The 16,181-nt window shown below is 43.7% G+C and carries 17 protein-coding genes; 8 read left to right on the top strand and 9 right to left on the bottom strand.

What is annotated here, in order from left to right; translation table 11 throughout:
• The first annotated feature begins 171 nt into the window (after positions 1-171).
• Positions 172-2,016: a serine/threonine protein kinase gene (locus HC246_RS04345; RefSeq protein ID WP_169362324.1), complete on the top strand. Its 1,845-nt coding sequence runs from the start codon at positions 172-174 to the stop codon at positions 2,014-2,016.
• Positions 2,017-2,037: 21 nt separating this feature from the next.
• On the top strand, positions 2,038-2,655 hold the full coding sequence (locus HC246_RS04340; protein WP_169362323.1) for a molybdenum cofactor guanylyltransferase: 618 nt from the start codon (positions 2,038-2,040) through the stop codon (positions 2,653-2,655).
• A gap of 136 nt (positions 2,656-2,791) precedes the next feature.
• Here the strand turns inward: HC246_RS04340 and cbiT are convergent, their stop codons facing one another.
• The 7 genes from cbiT to HC246_RS04305 form a co-directional block, all read right to left on the bottom strand.
• The gene (gene cbiT / locus HC246_RS04335; protein WP_169362322.1) at positions 2,792-3,391 is read right to left on the bottom strand and encodes a precorrin-6Y C5,15-methyltransferase subunit CbiT; all 600 of its coding nucleotides are present in this window, start codon (positions 3,389-3,391) and stop codon (positions 2,792-2,794) included.
• Between the two features lie 128 nt (positions 3,392-3,519).
• Positions 3,520-3,738 carry a DUF167 domain-containing protein gene (locus HC246_RS04330; RefSeq protein ID WP_169362321.1) on the bottom strand — a complete coding sequence of 73 codons (219 nt, stop codon included), beginning with the start codon at positions 3,736-3,738 and terminating at the stop codon, positions 3,520-3,522.
• Positions 3,739-3,794: 56 nt separating this feature from the next.
• Positions 3,795-5,693, bottom strand: a complete 1,899-nt coding sequence (locus HC246_RS04325) for a ribonuclease J (protein WP_169362320.1) — start codon at positions 5,691-5,693, stop codon at positions 3,795-3,797.
• A gap of 200 nt (positions 5,694-5,893) precedes the next feature.
• Positions 5,894-6,787: a 4-hydroxy-tetrahydrodipicolinate synthase gene (gene dapA / locus HC246_RS04320; protein WP_169362319.1), complete on the bottom strand. Its 894-nt coding sequence runs from the start codon at positions 6,785-6,787 to the stop codon at positions 5,894-5,896.
• A gap of 47 nt (positions 6,788-6,834) precedes the next feature.
• Positions 6,835-7,851 (bottom strand): aspartate-semialdehyde dehydrogenase, encoded by a 1,017-nt coding sequence (locus tag HC246_RS04315; RefSeq protein WP_169362318.1) that lies wholly within the window; start codon positions 7,849-7,851, stop codon positions 6,835-6,837.
• A 268-nt stretch (positions 7,852-8,119) separates the two neighbouring features.
• Positions 8,120-8,392: a DUF3143 domain-containing protein gene (locus HC246_RS04310; protein WP_169362317.1), complete on the bottom strand. Its 273-nt coding sequence runs from the start codon at positions 8,390-8,392 to the stop codon at positions 8,120-8,122.
• 38 nt (positions 8,393-8,430) lie between these two features.
• Positions 8,431-8,976, bottom strand: coding sequence for a J domain-containing protein (locus HC246_RS04305; protein WP_169362316.1), 546 nt, complete (start codon positions 8,974-8,976; stop codon positions 8,431-8,433).
• 167 nt (positions 8,977-9,143) lie between these two features.
• Here HC246_RS04305 and HC246_RS04300 point away from each other — a divergent pair, with 167 nt between their 5' ends.
• The gene (locus tag HC246_RS04300) at positions 9,144-10,049 is read left to right on the top strand and encodes a phosphatidate cytidylyltransferase (protein ID WP_169362315.1); all 906 of its coding nucleotides are present in this window, start codon (positions 9,144-9,146) and stop codon (positions 10,047-10,049) included.
• A 73-nt stretch (positions 10,050-10,122) separates the two neighbouring features.
• Here the strand turns inward: HC246_RS04300 and HC246_RS04295 are convergent, their stop codons facing one another.
• Positions 10,123-12,636, bottom strand: a complete 2,514-nt coding sequence (locus tag HC246_RS04295; protein ID WP_169364473.1) for a VIT domain-containing protein — start codon at positions 12,634-12,636, stop codon at positions 10,123-10,125.
• Between the two features lie 212 nt (positions 12,637-12,848).
• On the opposite strand from HC246_RS04295, the gene HC246_RS04290 reads away from it, so the two are divergent.
• Complete coding sequence (locus HC246_RS04290; RefSeq protein WP_169362314.1) at positions 12,849-13,265, top strand: XisH family protein; 417 nt, start codon at positions 12,849-12,851, stop codon at positions 13,263-13,265.
• Positions 13,253-13,591: a XisI protein gene (locus HC246_RS04285; RefSeq protein ID WP_169362313.1), complete on the top strand. Its 339-nt coding sequence runs from the start codon at positions 13,253-13,255 to the stop codon at positions 13,589-13,591. Before HC246_RS04290 ends, HC246_RS04285 begins: the two co-directional genes overlap by 13 nt.
• 24 nt (positions 13,592-13,615) lie before the next feature.
• Here HC246_RS04285 and HC246_RS04280 read toward each other — a convergent pair whose 3' ends face one another.
• Positions 13,616-14,170 (bottom strand): TetR/AcrR family transcriptional regulator, encoded by a 555-nt coding sequence (locus HC246_RS04280; RefSeq protein ID WP_169362312.1) that lies wholly within the window; start codon positions 14,168-14,170, stop codon positions 13,616-13,618.
• Between the two features lie 147 nt (positions 14,171-14,317).
• Between HC246_RS04280 and HC246_RS04275 the strand changes: the two genes are divergently transcribed.
• The 3 genes from HC246_RS04275 to HC246_RS04265 are packed head-to-tail and all read left to right on the top strand — an operon-like array spanning position 14,318 to position 16,175.
• Positions 14,318-14,920, top strand: a complete 603-nt coding sequence (locus tag HC246_RS04275; protein ID WP_169362311.1) for a glutathione S-transferase family protein — start codon at positions 14,318-14,320, stop codon at positions 14,918-14,920.
• Positions 14,921-14,924: 4 nt separating this feature from the next.
• Positions 14,925-15,518 carry a pyridoxamine 5'-phosphate oxidase family protein gene (locus HC246_RS04270; protein WP_169362310.1) on the top strand — a complete coding sequence of 198 codons (594 nt, stop codon included), beginning with the start codon at positions 14,925-14,927 and terminating at the stop codon, positions 15,516-15,518.
• A gap of 3 nt (positions 15,519-15,521) precedes the next feature.
• Positions 15,522-16,175 carry a cupin domain-containing protein gene (locus HC246_RS04265; protein ID WP_169362309.1) on the top strand — a complete coding sequence of 218 codons (654 nt, stop codon included), beginning with the start codon at positions 15,522-15,524 and terminating at the stop codon, positions 16,173-16,175.
• The last annotated feature ends 6 nt before the right edge of the window (positions 16,176-16,181 follow it).

The raw sequence follows: 16,181 nt of genomic DNA, 5'->3' as shown, positions 1-16,181 counted from the left end.
GCGACGCACGCTAGGCATGCGTCGCAGCAATTTTGGCTTGGTTAACAACTACGCTGAAGTACTTAGCTCAGCGTAGTTATTTGTGCCTTCAAGCAGGCGACACAAATAACCATACTGAGTTACTTTATAGTCTCGATATGCTGTACGATCCCTAATAATGATGAATAGGCGATGAATAGGCGATTAATTAACTCCATGATGTCAAACCTTTTAGATAACCGCTATCGCGTCACTAGCGTCCTCAGTAGTGGTGGCTTTGGTGAGACCTATTTGGCTGAAGATACCAAAATGCCCTCTAATCGTCGTTGTGTGATCAAGCAACTCAAGCCCGTTGCGGATAATCCTCAAATGTATGAATTATTACAGCAACGATTTCATCGTGAAGCAGTGGTGCTCGAAACCTTAGGGGAGGAAAGTCGCTACATTCCTAAACTCTATGCTAATTTTGTAGAAAATGGATTGTTCTATTTAGTCCAAGAATGGATTGATGGTTTAACTTTAACGGAAACTATAGAAAGGAATGGTAAATGGAATGAAGATGCTGTTCGATACTTAATGAGTAGCATTCTTCAAACGCTGATCTATGTTCATGAACGGGGCATTATTCATCGTGATATTAAGCCCGATAATATTATTTTGCGATCTGGTGAACCTGTACTGATTGATTTTGGCGCAGTCAAAGAGACTTTAAATGTAAGTACAATCCGCAGTTCTGCTCAACAGGCTCATTCGATTGTGATCGGGACACCCGGATTTATGGCTTCAGAGCAGGCGGCAGGTAGACCATTTTTTGCTAGCGATCTCTATAGTCTCGCCTTAACTGCGATCTTTGCGCTGACGGGCAAATATCCACAGGAATTGGGTACTGATCCCCAAACTGGTGAAGTGCTTTGGCAAAACCAAGTTACTGGTATTAGCTCTGATTTAAGAGCTATATTCACGAAGTCGCTCCAGTTTGATCCTCGCGATCGCTACAGTTCGGCGCGAGAAATGTTGAATGCTTTGCAAGTTGGTCAATCCCCAAATCCAGTAAATGTAGTCAAGGCTCCCGTCCAGCCCGCTATGTCTAATATGCAGACAGTAGCGGTAACGCCAAGAGGCTATGCCCCACCTGCGATTCAAAATCAACCTGATATCTATGTCTATCAGCCCCAAAATGATCCTAAGAAAAAAATCTTTGGTCAAGCCGTAGCAACGATGATTGTTGGCGGTGCAATTGGTGCAGCGATCGCCTTAGGTGTTGTCGTTTCTCAAAATGGTGGCATCGTCGCCTTCTGGAATAAAATCTCTCCATTTAATAAATCAGTCGATAAGAAAACCTTCTATTTTCTTGCAGATTCTGCTTTTGATGATAAGAACTATGCCAACTTGAGGGTGCAAGCTCTTGTCAATGATGGATTTAAAGAAGCAGGGGCTTTTTGGATACCTGACTATCCGAATCTTGGCAATAGTAAATATTATCAGGTCTATGCAATTCCCTTTGCTGATGCTAATAGTTGTACGACTAATCTCAAAACTTACGTGAAGAAAGTTCCTGATGCCTATTGTGCCTTTGCAAGTCTAAATGCCAAAGATCCTGTTAATCGTATTACTGGTGAGCAGTTACAAGTATCCACTTCTCCTTCTGCTTCTCCTTCGGTAACTCCCACACCTTCACCAACTCCAACTCAAAAAGAAAAACCTTCTCCTACACAATTTGTCAAGAACTATTATAGTCTGGTCAACTCTCGCCAATATGACACAGCATGGAAAAATCTTACCCAAAGCTTCCAAACTGATCGAGCAAAGGGACGTAGTGTTTTTAATGATTTTTGGAATACTATCGATCAGGTTTCTGTAACTGGATCGCGTTTGGTGGAAATCAAAGGAGATTCAGCAATTATCGATGTTGATATTACTTATCAAAAAATAGATAAGAACAAAAATAAAGTCATTATTCCTGAAACATTAAGAATGAGCTTGATATGGAATGAATCTTTAGAGCAATGGCAAATTTCTTCTACTCAACCACAGTAAAATTTTATAGAGAGTGGCACTATGAAGATTATAGCGATCGCACTTTCGGGGGGTAAAAGTTTGCGGATGGGAAGCGATAAAGCGTTATTAGAAATTAATGGAGAAACGCTCCTATCACGAACTATTCGTATTGCCTTGCAAGTAGCTGATTCTATATATATCGTAGCGAGGAGTCAGCAACAATATCAACATCTCACTACTAATCAGAAAGCATCTACTCATTTAGTTCTCGATCAGAAATTTGATGGTGCATTAGTTGGGTTCTGGCAAGGACTTAATGCGATCGCTGATTCTCTTCCCGATTGGATACTATTATTAGCCTGCGATTTACCCAATCTTCAAAGTGACATTCTGCAAACTTGGGTTAGTCAATTAGATGATTTACCTAAAACTGCGATCGCCTATTTACCTCGCCATGAGGAAGACGATTCTGATCAATCGAGAAAGCAATGGGAACCTCTCTGTGGCTTTTATCGATGGCAATGTCGAGAGTCACTGGCAGAGTTTATAGAAAAAGGACAGCGATCGTTTCAGAAATGGCTAGATACTCAAGAAGTGATAGAAATTCCCCACGTACCATTAACAATGCTTTTTAACTGCAACACACCCAATGATTTCCTAAAAGCCATACAGAATTGAATCACGGAGTGATTCAATTCTGTATGGCAATCCTAAATTGTTTGTGGAAGTTTACCCCACAGGGGTGCGCTTCTACAAACTCAAAAATCTACAAATGATTTGCGACTGCTATATGGATTTTAGGATTGAGCGGAAGTTAAATCTTTTCTCCACTAATAATAAACATTGGACTAACAGCAGCAAAAACTTGACGATTGCCACGGGTTTCTAAGCGGTTAACTGAGGACTGCACCACTTCCACATTACGGGCATGGAGTTTCGCAAAGCTTTCAGAAATTGCATACAAACCTTCGAGACTATTGGTAGTAGCGATCGCTCTGCCATCAACTTGCAAGCGCTCCCAACCATATTCCAGAATTTCTGATACCGATCGCCCACCCTCGATACAAATGCAATCGGGATCTGCGGTCAAGTCGGTTAAACATTCAGGCGCACTGCCAACCCTAATTTCGACATTATTCACCCCAAATTTTTTGCAGTTTGTCGCAATTAAGCCCGCTACATCTTCATCACGCTCGATCGCCACAATTTTTCCCTTAGGACAGAGTAAACCTATCTCCACGGGGATCGTTCCTGTGCCTGCGCCAATGTCCCACAGAATTGAATCTACCTTTAAACGTAGTTGCCCCAAAATTAACAAGCGAGTTTCACATTTGCTCATGGGAATACCTGGCAGGCGATCGAAGAGTTCGTCAGGAATGCCAGGAGTGACATATGACCAGATGGGTTCAGACATGAGCTTAGCGCACTAGATGATTAAACATGCTAAATATAGCGTTTTTCCAACCCAAAAACTAACTAAGCTGGAGTGGCTAGCCACTCCAGCTTAGTTAGTTTTTAAGAAAGTACAAAGCGCGATAAATTTTATTCAATATTCACTAACTTATTGCGACCAGACAACCCCACCTGAATTGAAATGTGAGATTTCGGTACATCAAACTTTTTCGCCAAAAGTTCTACTAACTCTTTATTTGCCTTACCATCAACAGGTGGTGATTTCAGATGCACCGTCAGGCTACCATCTTCCTCTTCGATAATGGCTTGTTTTTTAGAATTAGGCTTAACTTTAATGGACTTTTTCATGCTTTAACATGCTCTTAAGTAGTTAAACCGCGCATAGCGCGGTTTAACAAAGAAATTTAAACAGTTGCGGCCGTGCGTCTACGCCTACCAGTACTTGCTGTAGCTGCACCTGTAGCTGTTGTTGTTGTCGTAGCAGATGCTGCACCATTGCCATTACTTGCCCCATTGTCCTTAGCAATCACTTTGACTGCTCCTGACTTGAGGGTCACTCCTAAAGCATTGGGTTTAGCAGCAGGTGCAGGTTCTGCTTGGGTAGAATTTGGTGGTGTCTGCAAGAGGAAAACAATCATGGGTTTGCTTTGCATTTGCTGACGCAAGACACGGGTGAGATCCCGCTCAAGCTGACCACGCAATCCGATCCAATCTACCTCTAAGGAGCCAACGTTACGGGCAAAGTTACCCCAGCAATTCGCCAAGGAATTATCGATCGCTTTAGAAACTGTAGCAATAATCTGTGAATGTTCCATCGGTAGGACAACACCACTGAGTTGAATATCAGGTGTGGTAGAGAGCTTACCATCGAGACCAACGGATACGGCGATCGTGAAGATGCCATCACCCGCAATTTGTTGGCGATCACGCAAGACATCGCCCTTAACCATGCCATCACGAGAGGAGTCAACTAATTCAACCCCAGAAGGAACCTTATCTACAACTTTGATATAGTCTTGGCAAACTTCAACTACATCACCATTTTCGGCAATCACAATATTTTCACTAGGAATACCCATTGCTTCCGCCATCTTCGCGTGTTGCTTCAGCATTCTCAACTCACCGTGAGCAGGGAAGAAGAACTTCGGACGAACAAGGGCAAGCATCATCTTATGTTCTTCTTGAGAGCCATGTCCTGAAACGTGAATACCTTTGTCATTACCGTAAATCACATTTGCTCCCAGCGCCATCAAGCGATCAATCGTCCGTACAACAGGAATAGTGTTACCTGGAATTGGATTAGCAGAGAAGATTACAGTGTCGCCTTGTCGTACTTCTAATTGACGATGGCTGCAAAGCGACATCCTTGTTAGCGCTGACATTGGCTCACCTTGAGAACCAGTGGTCAAAATCAAAATTTGATCATCGCGATAATGACGTAGATTTTGCAAAGGTTGGAAGAGGTCATCACGGCACTTGATATAACCGAGATTACGCGCATGGGCAATCACATTCAGCATCGATCTCCCAACGACACCAACGACACGACCTTGTTTATCGGCAATATCCAAAATCATGTTCACACGATGAACGGAAGACGCAAAGGTGGTAATAATCACGCGACCTTTTGCCATCATGATGTATTTCTCAAGGTTAGGATATACAGCTCTTTCCGAAGGCGTAATGCCGGGACGTTCCGCATTAGTTGAATCACTAATTAAGGCAAGTACCCCTTTTTCACCATGTTCCGCTAGACGTGCAAGGTCAAAGAACTCGCCATCAACAGGGGTATGGTCAATTTTGAAATCACCCGAATGGATGACTACGCCAGCAGGGGTATTAATGGCGATCGAAAAACTATCAGCGATCGAGTGGGTATTACGAATGAATTCCACAAAGAAGTTTGTCCCCACACGTACCACGTCACGGGGCATGACTCGACGGAGTTCAGTACGATTTAAGACACCTGCTTCACGAAGTTTGTCTTCGAGCAAAGCCATAGCTAAGCGAGGTCCATAAATTACAGGAATTTCAAACTGCTTTAAGTGGAAAGAAATCGCGCCGATGTGATCTTCATGCCCGTGGGTGACAATCATGCCTTTGATCTTATGTTTGTTGTCACGTAGGTATGTCATATCAGGCAATACTACGTTGACCCCCGGCATCATATTGTCGGGGAAGGACAAGCCGCCATCGAGGAGCATGATTTCATCGTTATATTCAAACACCCATGTGTTTTTACCAATTTCATGCAGTCCACCGAGGGCAATAATTTTGAGGGCAGGAGCTTTAGATGTAGTCATAGGTTATCTCTATAATTTGAAGGAAAAAGTAAAAGGAAAAAATTGAATATTGGAATTAATTCAATTGAATGGGTTATGGAAAAATCTGTAGTTATCAGTACTTAGATAGAATGACTAAAAAGGTGTGATTCCCCCACAAGTTCATTCTTATCAGTAGTAATCAAACTCTATGTCTCTAGATTGAAATTGCTAAGCCATCACTAGGCAAGGATTCCCACTTCTGTTAGGACAGCTTTGAGCTTTGCTTCGAGTTCAGCATTACCCATAACTAGAGGCGATCGCACTACGCCTGTATCTAATCCCACCAAGCGCAAAGCTAACTTGAGAGGAATTGGATTGGTGGTTAAGAATAAAGCTTTAAAGAGAGGGAAAAGCTGAAGATGAATTTGCAATGCTTCTGAAAATTTGCCTGCGGCAAAAGATTGCATCATTGCTTGTAGTTGATTGCCAACTAGATGGGAAGCAACACTAACAACTCCCTTTGCACCCACTGCCATTAAAGGCAATGTCAGAGAGTCATCCCCTGAGTAGATCGCAAATTCGGCAGTTGTGAGAGCGCGAATTAGGCTAGCTTGATCTAAATCACCTGTTGCTTCTTTTATCCCGATAATACTCGGAATTTCCGCTAATCTTGCTACAGTTTCAGGTTCTAGTTTACAACCTGTACGTCCGGGCACATTATAAAGAAGAATTGGTAGCTCTGGAGCCGCTTCTGCGATCGCACGGAAATGTTGGTACAGTCCCTCCTGTGGAGGCTTGTTGTAATACGGTGTTACTTGCAGTGTACCATCTAATCCGAGATGTGCAGCTTTTTGGGTTGCAGATATAGCCTCAGAAGTAGAATTTGATCCCGTGCCAGCCATAATTTTGGCTTTACCAGCGATCGCTTGCTGGATTACCGTAAACAACTGATATTCTTCGTCCCAGCTTAGGGTAGGTGATTCGCCTGTCGTACCGCACACGACAATCGTATCAGTGCCTGTTTCCACAAGATGATGGGCGAGCTTTTCGGCTTGTGCATAATCGACATTCCCTTCTTTATCAAAGGGCGTAATCATTGCTGTTAGTAAACGTCCGAAATCGATTTCACTCATAGATACTCATAAATAGAAGCTTTCTGAAAGCAAGCATGGCTTTCAACTTAAAGAAGAGACTTAGCAATTAGTAGTTCAGCGATCTGGACTGCGTTTAGCGCTGCACCCTTACGGATTTGATCTCCACATAGCCATAATTCCAGTGCATTGGGATGAGAGATATCTTGGCGAATTCTACCTACGAGGACATCATCTTTACCGCTTGCCTCGATGGGCATGGGGAAATAATTTTTACTGAAATCCTCAACTAACTGTACCCCAGATGCTGAGGCAAGAATTTCTCTAGCCTTGTCAGTACTAAAAGGTTGAGCAAACTCTAGATTAATCGCTTCAGAATGTGCTCGCAATACGGGAACCCGTACACAGGTCGCTGTAATCCGAATTTCTGGATCATCAAAAATCTTGCGAGTTTCATTGACCATTTTCATCTCTTCCTCGCAGTAGGAATTATCCGTCATCGGCGAATTGTGTGGGAACAGATTAAATGCAAGCGGATAGGGCAAAACTTCTGCGATCGCTGGCTCACCATTGAGAATTGCCTGTGATTGCAGCTTTACTTCTTCCATAGCACGTGCACCTGCGCCACTTGCTGATTGATAGGTAGCCGCCACAATGCGCTGGATGGGTTGTACTTGATGCAGAGGATAAATTGCAACACTCAACAAAATGGTCGTGCAATTAGGATTGGCAATAATTCCTTTATGTTTTGCGGCAGCTTCAGGATTGACTTCAGGAACGATCAAGGGCACTTCAGGATTCATCCGAAAGGCGCTGGAGTTATCAATGGATACTGCCCCTGCTTTAGTGGCGATCGGTAGCCACTTTTTGGAGATGCTACCCCCTGCTGAAGCTAGCACAATATCCACATCATCAAATGATGATTCGGTAACAGCTTCAATGATTAAATCTTCATCTGCGAACTTAACCGACTTACCTGCCGATCGCTCTGAGGCAAGAACCTTTAACTTCCCTAGAGGAAAATTTCTTTCTTCCAGTAAAGCTAAAAGTTCTGTGCCAACTGCGCCTGTTGCTCCGAGAATGGCAACGTTATATTTCCTACTCAATGAACCTCCAAAATAAAAACATCAAATATAGGGTGGGAAACTTGTGTATAGCCGATAAGCGCCAATAAACAATGACTTATGTGTAGCTTTGTCATTAGTGGCACTCAAATGGCAGTTACTAATCTATGAATTATAAACTACGACTTATTTAAGCATTATCTCAGCAATTAGATGTGAATACCAAGAAGTCCGTCTAGCTTAACCACATATTAACAAACTTTACTCACAAACTTGTGTGATATTGCTAATTTTGGAGCTAAATTTGTGACTATGGACCTGTAAAAATTGCATCTTCTACATCTTGGCGGCTGAGGGAATAGGGAAAAGCCCTTTGAATTTCTTTACCGCCATAGGCATCTTGAATATATCGCACCCTGATATCTTCAACATCCATGATAATTTCAGCTTGCCATGAAGGACGAGTGACGCGCCAAACATTGGGATTTGACTGATCCTGATAACAACCTTGCTCATCTAACCATGCTTCAAGTGCTGGCAAAGGGTGATTGTAAAGCGGGGTAGTTGGTGATGGAAGCGCCATAGGTGACGATTTACGATTATGGGAATTATTTATGGTGGTTAACGAAAAACAATTGATAAAGGTGTGATCGCTTCTGGTAAAAGGCGATCGCCACGCAGCCAAGCAACTAAGATCGCTAAAACTAAACAGGCAACTAGCGTAGCACCAATTAACAAGAGTGAAAATAGTTCTCCCCCAGATAAGGGGCGTTCTGTAGGCAGTCCATCATCATCAATTGTCTGGAGATTGCTTGGTGCTTGATTTTGCGATTTTACACCATTGTTTGAATTTGTATATTGAAATCGCGAAAATTGGATTAGGCGATCATAGGCACTACGGCGATCGGCATTACTAAGCGTTGCGTAAGCCTCATTAATTTTTCGGAAATTCTCGATCGCCACCTCTTTAGATAACTGAGTCGTGTCAGGGTGATAGAGCTTGCTGAGATCGCGATAGGCTCGGCGAATTTCAATTTCACTCGCCCAAGGACTGACACCTAATAGGGCATAGTAGGTTTTGTCTACCTTGGCAGCAAATTGAGGATTATTTGGCAATTCGTTACTGCCATTTGCGGTTTTGTTAGATGGTGGCTTAGAGTTAGACATGGACTTCCCAAATTTGCATAACGATTTTGTTGCTGGCACATTTGATGGGAGTATGCTGAAAGTGCAAGTTATTAATGAATATGAAACCTAATCTCCTAATCTTAAGTATCATATTGCCTAACTTTGTGTAAATTGCCCCTGTCCACTTTTTTATTTGTGCCATTTCCATGCCTTCTTGGACTCGCATTATTAGTGCTTTATTAGTCGTTCCACTTGCATTAGGCGCGATCGCGCTAGGTGGTTGGGCGTTCACAGCCGCTTTTGCGCTGTTAGTGGTTTTGGGTCAGATGGAATATTTCGCACTAGTAAGAGCTAAAGAGATTGTTCCTGCTAGCAAAATTACGATCTTTGTCAGCTTAGTGTTGCTGATCGCATCGCAATTACAGGTTGGGCTAGCGGATGCAATGATCCCGATCGCAGGCACATTTATTTGCTTTTATCTCCTCTTTCAGTCCCGCATTGCCACTATCGCTGACATTGCCGCTTCGATTTTAGGTTTATTTTATGTTGGATACTTACCTAGCTTCTGGATTCGGATCAGGGGCATTGATGATGGCGTACTTTTTCAAGTAAGCGATCGCCTACAGCAGTTTGATATTTTTAATTATTTACGCAATATCGAGTTTTTAAGCTGGTTGCGAATTACGTTTCCTGTCACCAATGGCAGTGTTTATGTCCTGATGGGCTTTTGTTGTATTTGGGCTTCAGATGTCGGTGCTTATATCTTTGGCAAGATCTGGGGACGGACTCGCCTCTCTGATATCAGTCCGAAGAAAACCGTCGAAGGCGCGATCGCAGGTTTGTTATGTTGCTGCGCCACTGCGATTATTTGGGCTTTTAGTGTAGGTTGGCACAACTGGTTGATATCTGGATTAATTTTAGGGCTACTGATTGGGATCGCAGGTTTGTTGGGTGATTTAACTGAATCAATGATGAAACGTGATGCTGGTGTCAAGGATTCTGGACAAATTATGCCCGGACATGGTGGCATTCTGGATCGTGCTGATAGCTATATGTTCACTGCACCTTTGGTGTATTACTTCTTTACTTTAATTTTGCCAATCATTAGCTAGAGATTAAAGAGGCTTGCGTTGCAAGCCTCTTTAACCAAAACCGAGAATGGCGGCGCGAAGCGCCGCCATTCTCTTAGCTATTTACTTTGAGGGTGAGACGCATTGTGCCTTGAGCAGATGATGGTAGGACTACATTCTGTAGCGATCGCTTGATCGACTCAATTAGGTTTTGATCCTTAATGCTTGAAGCCACATCATCCAATACAAATCTAGTGAGTCGTCCATTTTGAATGGGGATTTCTAAAATAATTACACCATTGACACCAGTGGGAACATTGATGGAGCTTAACTGTTGTGTAATTAACTGTTGAGCCGTTACTACGTCTAGCCCAGTTAAGCCTGTAATGCTCACCACTTGAATTTGGGCACTAGGTAATTGATTCGCCACCTTGGCATCTTCCATAGAAGCGTTGGCATTGCCTCTCAGTCTAGGTTGCAATTGATCTTTACCTGAGTAAATTACGGCTCCTTGTAACCTTCCAGAAGTGTTAAAGGATGGTGCTACAGGTAAAGGTGCGGGAGCATTGACTGATGAGAGGGCAGATGGTTTTGGAACGCCGTCAACAGTAGCATCGTAGCTTACACCTTCAGGAATTAAGACAGGTACTTGAACTGTTACTTTTTCGCCTTCAGGATCTACGCGCACTTCTTCGCTGACAGCAACAAAGGCGGTGTATTGAGATAATAAGCGATAGTTGAGAGCTGTTTGCGTAACCGCATCCACTAGGGATTTCACTTCGCCGCCGAACATCTGATTCATCAGATCCTTAATGCGGGCGCGTCCCCAGAGTTGAGCAATTCCCAGATTGCTATTCTCGCCACCGAAATTAATATCAAGGGTTTGCTCGTAGCGTTCACCACCTGCGGCGATGCCTGTGATTTTGACCTTGCCATTAACGCGATCACCTTTTTTCCCAAAGAGGACTAGGGGTTGTTCAGCGAATAAATCAGGCGCATTGCTGGGATAGATTTCTGGGGCGGAACCCTCACCTTCCCATTTCACTTGGATATTAGTGAGAACGGGATTGTTAATTTGACGGAAGAACTTTTCGGCAACTTCTTGAGTGGGTTCGTCCTGACGCACGACTCGCGCTGTGCCGCGTCCCATTTCTGCAACTCGCTCTAGCAAATAGCGATTAACAGAACTACCGACTCCAAAACTATAGAGGCGATTTCCTTTCTTTAATCTCTTTTGGACATTGGCTATGACTTCATTATCATTGCCAATGTAACCATCCGTAATCAAGACAATACTGCGAATCCTGCCATCAGTGGGAGGTGGAAAGCTTGTAGCCACATTGATGCCATTCATTAATTCCGTACCGCCATTGGCATCAATCTGATTGATATAGTTCAGAGCCTTTTGACGATTGGCGGCAGTATTGGGCAAGGGATAGCTAGAAAGCTGACGGGTGGTGCTAGAGAAATCAATAATCGTGAAGGTATCATTGGCATTTAAGCCATTGATAAAGCGAGTCATTAACTCTCTAGATTTGATAATCGGATCGCCCGATTGTGAACCCGATGTATCCATCAAAAAGACGACATCCTTCGGCACAATTTGATCGGCACGATAGGCGATCGCGGGAATTAGGTAAGTCGCAAAGTGTCCGCCTTGGTTAGTAGTTGTGGTGAGAACCGTGGGCGTTGTGCGATCGCCACTAACCTTGTAGCGCACGATCAAGTCTTTATTGGGAATATTGTCGCCATTGGCAAGCTTTAGCTCTACCTTTTCGCCATTGTTTTTCACATCAAGGCGATGGGAAGTGGAATAGAGATTGCGAATGGGAACACCTGCATCAATTTGTAAACTGACGCTAATATCGTTGCCCGATCGCGTTTCGGGACGGAGTACAGGCGGCTTAATCCTTGAAGCATCGGGGACTTGGTTAGTATTGCCCTTAGAATCGATCGCTTGTCCGGGAATGTAGCGAGGACCTACGACCATTGGGAACACAAATTCGTAATCGCCCTTCTCAAACTTCAGGCTCTCGGTATAGCGAATCGTTACCTTGATTTGTTCCCCTGGTTTAATATTCGCTAGGGATTGCGTGAAAATATTATCGCGTTCCTGTTCTAGCAAACCTGCGGTGCGTCCCTCTTGACGGGCGCGTTCATAGATTTCTTTGGCTTCCTCACGCTTTTTGATATCTCCCTTAATCACGCGATCGCCGATCTTAATTTCCATATCATCGACAGCCGCTTGATCGGGTAGGGGAAATACATAGATCGCTTCTAGGGGCTTATCGTAGGGGTTTTGGAAGGTTTGGGTAACTTCTACTCGCGAGATGTTCCCTGAGATCTTGCCCTTAACATCGGTATTGGTGAGGGTAAAGGGTTGCTGTTTGCGATCGCGTGTTTGCACATACAGCCCACCCACAGGGCGCTCTTTAAGGTTTTGCGTAGACTCTGAGGGATTAGTTGAGCGATCGCTAACTGGTTCAATAATTCCTGAAGTAATCATAGAGGTGGGAGTACTTAGAGGTTTACTCATGGGATTAGACTGGGCTAATGTGCGATGGGCAACCATTCCCGCAAGGGCGATCGCCACAGGGATCGCTATATAAATCGGCTGAATTAATTTCATAACAATGCGCTCCTCAGCACCTACTGCTTCCTTAAATGAGGCAGTTGGCAAGCTGTTAATATTTCCTGATACTGAGTTTCCCAGCATTTGCGAAGCTTGATTAGTCAGTTGCATTTTTTGTAACAAAAAAAGATCTTCTACAAATTCGTTCGGTTTGCGAAAGTCTTATTAGTGTGAAGTAAAATTTAAAAAGTCTAAATCGCTAGTTTGTCATGCCAGCAAAAGATCTATTTCACCAACTTGTTAAGACAGCCCTTGAAAAAGAAGGCTGGACAATCACACATGATCCTTATCATATTGATTTAGGCTTTGTTGATTTGTATATTGACTTGGGTGCAGAGCGGTTAATTGCTGCAATCAAAGATAATGAGAAAATTGCGATTGAAATCAAAACATTTTTATCAGCGTCAACAATTTCTGAATTTCATACTGCCATTGGACAATTTATCAACTATCGCATTGCTCTAGAGGCAGAGGAATCAGACAGAATACTATACTTAGCGATACCATCAGAAGCTTACAAACGCTTCTTTCAATATCCTTTTATTCAAACCGTAATTCACCGTAATCAGATTCCTTTATTGGTGTATGACCCCACAAAACAGGAGATTGCAAAATGGATAAGATAAATTTGTATCGTCAATTCATCCAAGAATCACTCATCAAAAGGGCAAAACTACGCTCAATCAACGATCCAGTTCAAAGTCAACTAGCATTTGACCGCGAAGGCGATCACTATCAACTCATCAATTTAGGCTGGAAAAATAACAATACCCGTATCTATGGCTGTGCGATCCATGTTGATATTATTGGTGACAAAATATGGGTGCAACATGACGGAACTGAAGATGCGATCGCCGATGAGTTAGTAGCCAAGGGTGTCCCCAGTAAAGATATTGTGCTTGCCTACCATTCTCCATATCTCCGCCAATACACAGAATTCGCCGTAGGATAAGGATAGGCGGCACAAAGTGCCGCCCTACGAAAGATCGCGGCATAGTTGTTGGGGCAAATACTCAAGGACACGCTGAAATAGAGTGAAATCTCTCAGACCGTGCGACACAATTAAAGCTCCTTGAATCGTAATTATTGCATCTTCCCCCCTTTCCCTCGCCAGTTTCTCATCTAAGCCTGCATCAATGAGAACTTGAGCGATCGCCCCAATCCATCGTGAAAAAGCTGCACTAATTTGCTGGTGAAACAGGTCATCGCTTGATTTTTCGATGACCAAAACAGCTAACAGACAAGAATTCTGCCCCTGATTAAAAAAGCGATTCGACTCCTCGCACATGGACTTAAATCTGTCGATAGGGCTTTCTTTACGCTCAAGTATTTGAAAAATGCTTTTCTCTAGCCACTGATTAACATGAGAGAGTGCAGCCTCAGCCATCTCCGCCTTGCCTCTAGGGAAATGATGATAGAGACTCGCTTTACCCAAGCCCGTTTCTTGGGAAATTTTGGAAAGTGTCACTCCCTCATAACCAAACTGCCGAAACAGTTTCAGGAGAATCGGGACATAGGTTTGTTTAGACATAGGTTTATCTGAGTGGCTACGCAAAGCGTAGCCACTCCTCTTTTTTAATTTGTGGCGGATGTATTTACCTATTGACAATTATACCGAACGAACAGTACAGTAACAATATACCGAACGAACGGTACAAAAATATTCAAGGAAAAATCAATGATTAAGCTCCATGGTCACGAAATCTCTGGCAATAGCTACAAAGCCCGTTTGATGTTGTCGCTACTTAATCTGGATTATGAATGGGTCAGGGTTGATCTGATGAAAGGTGAACATAAAACGCCCGAATACTTGGCAAAGAATCCCTTTGGTCAAGTACCTTTACTGATCGATGACGAAACCATAATTGCTGATTCACAGGCAATCTTGGTGTACTTAGCGAGAAAGTATGGCGGCGAACAATGGCTACCCACCGATGCTTTGCCAATGGCTCAAGTAATTCGCTGGTTGTCCACGGCTGCGGGTGAGGTGCGTCAAGGAACTGAGAATGCGCGTCTTTTCCATTTATTCGGAGCAGGAACAAAGATTAATATCGATCGCGCCACAGAGAAATCGCATTTTATTCTCAAACAACTCGATCAGCATTTGAGTACTCGAACTTGGCTAGAGTGCGATCGCCCCACGATTGCCGATGTCGCCATCTATCCCTATATTTCCTTAGCTAAGGATGGCAAAATTGAACTTGATGCATATACCCATGTTTTGAATTGGATGGAACGCTTTCAAAAGCTTGCGGGTTATGTCCCCATGCTAGGAGCCTAAAGCGATGCCTAGACAATTTGGCACGATCGCCTTCACTCCAGCCGTGAAAGCGATGCAAGAAAAAATGGGTTCCCGTGAGAACTACGAGCGCTTTGTGGCAAATGGAGCCGACAATAACACCGTCACTCCCGACGTTGCTCAATTCATTATGAGTATGGAAGGATTTTATTTGGGAACTGTCACTTCTAATGGCTATCCTTATATTCAATTTCGTGGCGGCAAGGCGGGATTTTTAAAAATTCTCGATGATCAGACCTTGGGATTTGCCGATTATCGCGGCAACGTGCAGTATATCTCAGTCGGAAATCTCTCCGAAAATGATAAGGCTTTTCTATTTTTAATGGATTATCGGAATCGTCGCCGCCTGAAAATCCTCGGTCGGGCAAGGATTGTTGAGGATGATGCTGAAATCCTTGCTCAAGTCCAAGATCTCGACTATGCCGCCAAGGTAGAACGAGCGATCGTCTTTACCATCGAAGGCTATGATTGGAACTGTCCACAGCATATTCCCGTGCGCTATTCGCAAGCGGAAGTGGAAGCATTGCAAGCTAGAATTACTGAATTAGAGCAACTTCTAGCAGAGGCTAAAAACGCATAATTTATGAAACTCCATGCAGATTTGAGCCAGAGGGTTGTGGTCGAGAGTGAAACCCTCGATTGGGTAGATTCTCCGATGATTGGTGTGCAGCGCCGAATGCTCGAACGCGATGGCGAAGAAGTGGCAAGGGCGACTTCTATTGTCCGCTATGCTCCTAACAGTCATTTCTCGGCACATACCCACGGCGGCGGCGAAGAGTTTTTGGTCTTAGATGGCATTTTCTCAGATGAATATGGTGACTATCCTGCGGGAACCTATATTCGCAATCCTGTGGGTTCGACCCATACGCCTTTTAGCAAAGATGGTTGCACGATTTTAGTTAAGCTCTGGCAAATGCATCCCGATGATCAACAACGGGTCGCGATCGCCACAAAGGAAATGCCTTGGGCGAATGGCTTGGTCAAAGGCTTGCAAGTTATGCCTCTGCATAGCTATGCAACCGAGAATGTTGCCCTAGTCAAATGGGATGCGGGTACATATTTTCAGCCACATCTGCATTTAGGCGGCGAAGAAATCTTTGTAGTTGATGGAATCTTTGAGGATGAGTTTGGTACTTATCCTAAAGGTACTTGGCTACGAAATCCTTGTGGCAGTCGGCATACACCGTTTAGCGAGTCAGGTTGCCTAATTTATGTCAAAGTTGGACATCTGAGCTAATCTATT

This window comes from Pseudanabaena yagii GIHE-NHR1 (assembly GCF_012863495.1).
Lineage (GTDB): Bacteria > Cyanobacteriota > Cyanobacteriia > Pseudanabaenales > Pseudanabaenaceae > Pseudanabaena > Pseudanabaena yagii.
The sequence above is the reverse complement of the archived record's forward strand: the minus strand, read 5'-3'. Positions and strand labels throughout refer to the sequence as shown.

What these genes read in the sequence shown, in the direction of transcription:
- HC246_RS04270 (WP_169362310.1), top strand. Translation starts at nt 14,925, where the DNA reads ATGCCTAGACAATTTGGCACGATCGCCTTCACTCCAGCCGTGAAAGCG.
- cbiT (WP_169362322.1), bottom strand. Translation starts at nt 3,391, where the DNA reads ATGTCTGAACCCATCTGGTCATATGTCACTCCTGGCATTCCTGACGAA.
- HC246_RS04290 (WP_169362314.1), top strand. Translation starts at nt 12,849, where the DNA reads ATGCCAGCAAAAGATCTATTTCACCAACTTGTTAAGACAGCCCTTGAA.
- HC246_RS04275 (WP_169362311.1), top strand. Translation starts at nt 14,318, where the DNA reads ATGATTAAGCTCCATGGTCACGAAATCTCTGGCAATAGCTACAAAGCC.
- dapA (WP_169362319.1), bottom strand. Translation starts at nt 6,787, where the DNA reads ATGAGTGAAATCGATTTCGGACGTTTACTAACAGCAATGATTACGCCC.
- HC246_RS04265 (WP_169362309.1), top strand. Translation starts at nt 15,522, where the DNA reads ATGAAACTCCATGCAGATTTGAGCCAGAGGGTTGTGGTCGAGAGTGAA.
- HC246_RS04305 (WP_169362316.1), bottom strand. Translation starts at nt 8,976, where the DNA reads ATGTCTAACTCTAAGCCACCATCTAACAAAACCGCAAATGGCAGTAAC.
- HC246_RS04310 (WP_169362317.1), bottom strand. Translation starts at nt 8,392, where the DNA reads ATGGCGCTTCCATCACCAACTACCCCGCTTTACAATCACCCTTTGCCA.
- HC246_RS04280 (WP_169362312.1), bottom strand. Translation starts at nt 14,170, where the DNA reads ATGTCTAAACAAACCTATGTCCCGATTCTCCTGAAACTGTTTCGGCAG.
- HC246_RS04285 (WP_169362313.1), top strand. Translation starts at nt 13,253, where the DNA reads ATGGATAAGATAAATTTGTATCGTCAATTCATCCAAGAATCACTCATC.
- HC246_RS04340 (WP_169362323.1), top strand. Translation starts at nt 2,038, where the DNA reads ATGAAGATTATAGCGATCGCACTTTCGGGGGGTAAAAGTTTGCGGATG.
- HC246_RS04325 (WP_169362320.1), bottom strand. Translation starts at nt 5,693, where the DNA reads ATGACTACATCTAAAGCTCCTGCCCTCAAAATTATTGCCCTCGGTGGA.
- HC246_RS04330 (WP_169362321.1), bottom strand. Translation starts at nt 3,738, where the DNA reads ATGAAAAAGTCCATTAAAGTTAAGCCTAATTCTAAAAAACAAGCCATT.
- HC246_RS04295 (WP_169364473.1), bottom strand. Translation starts at nt 12,636, where the DNA reads ATGAAATTAATTCAGCCGATTTATATAGCGATCCCTGTGGCGATCGCC.
- HC246_RS04300 (WP_169362315.1), top strand. Translation starts at nt 9,144, where the DNA reads ATGCCTTCTTGGACTCGCATTATTAGTGCTTTATTAGTCGTTCCACTT.
- HC246_RS04345 (WP_169362324.1), top strand. Translation starts at nt 172, where the DNA reads ATGAATAGGCGATTAATTAACTCCATGATGTCAAACCTTTTAGATAAC.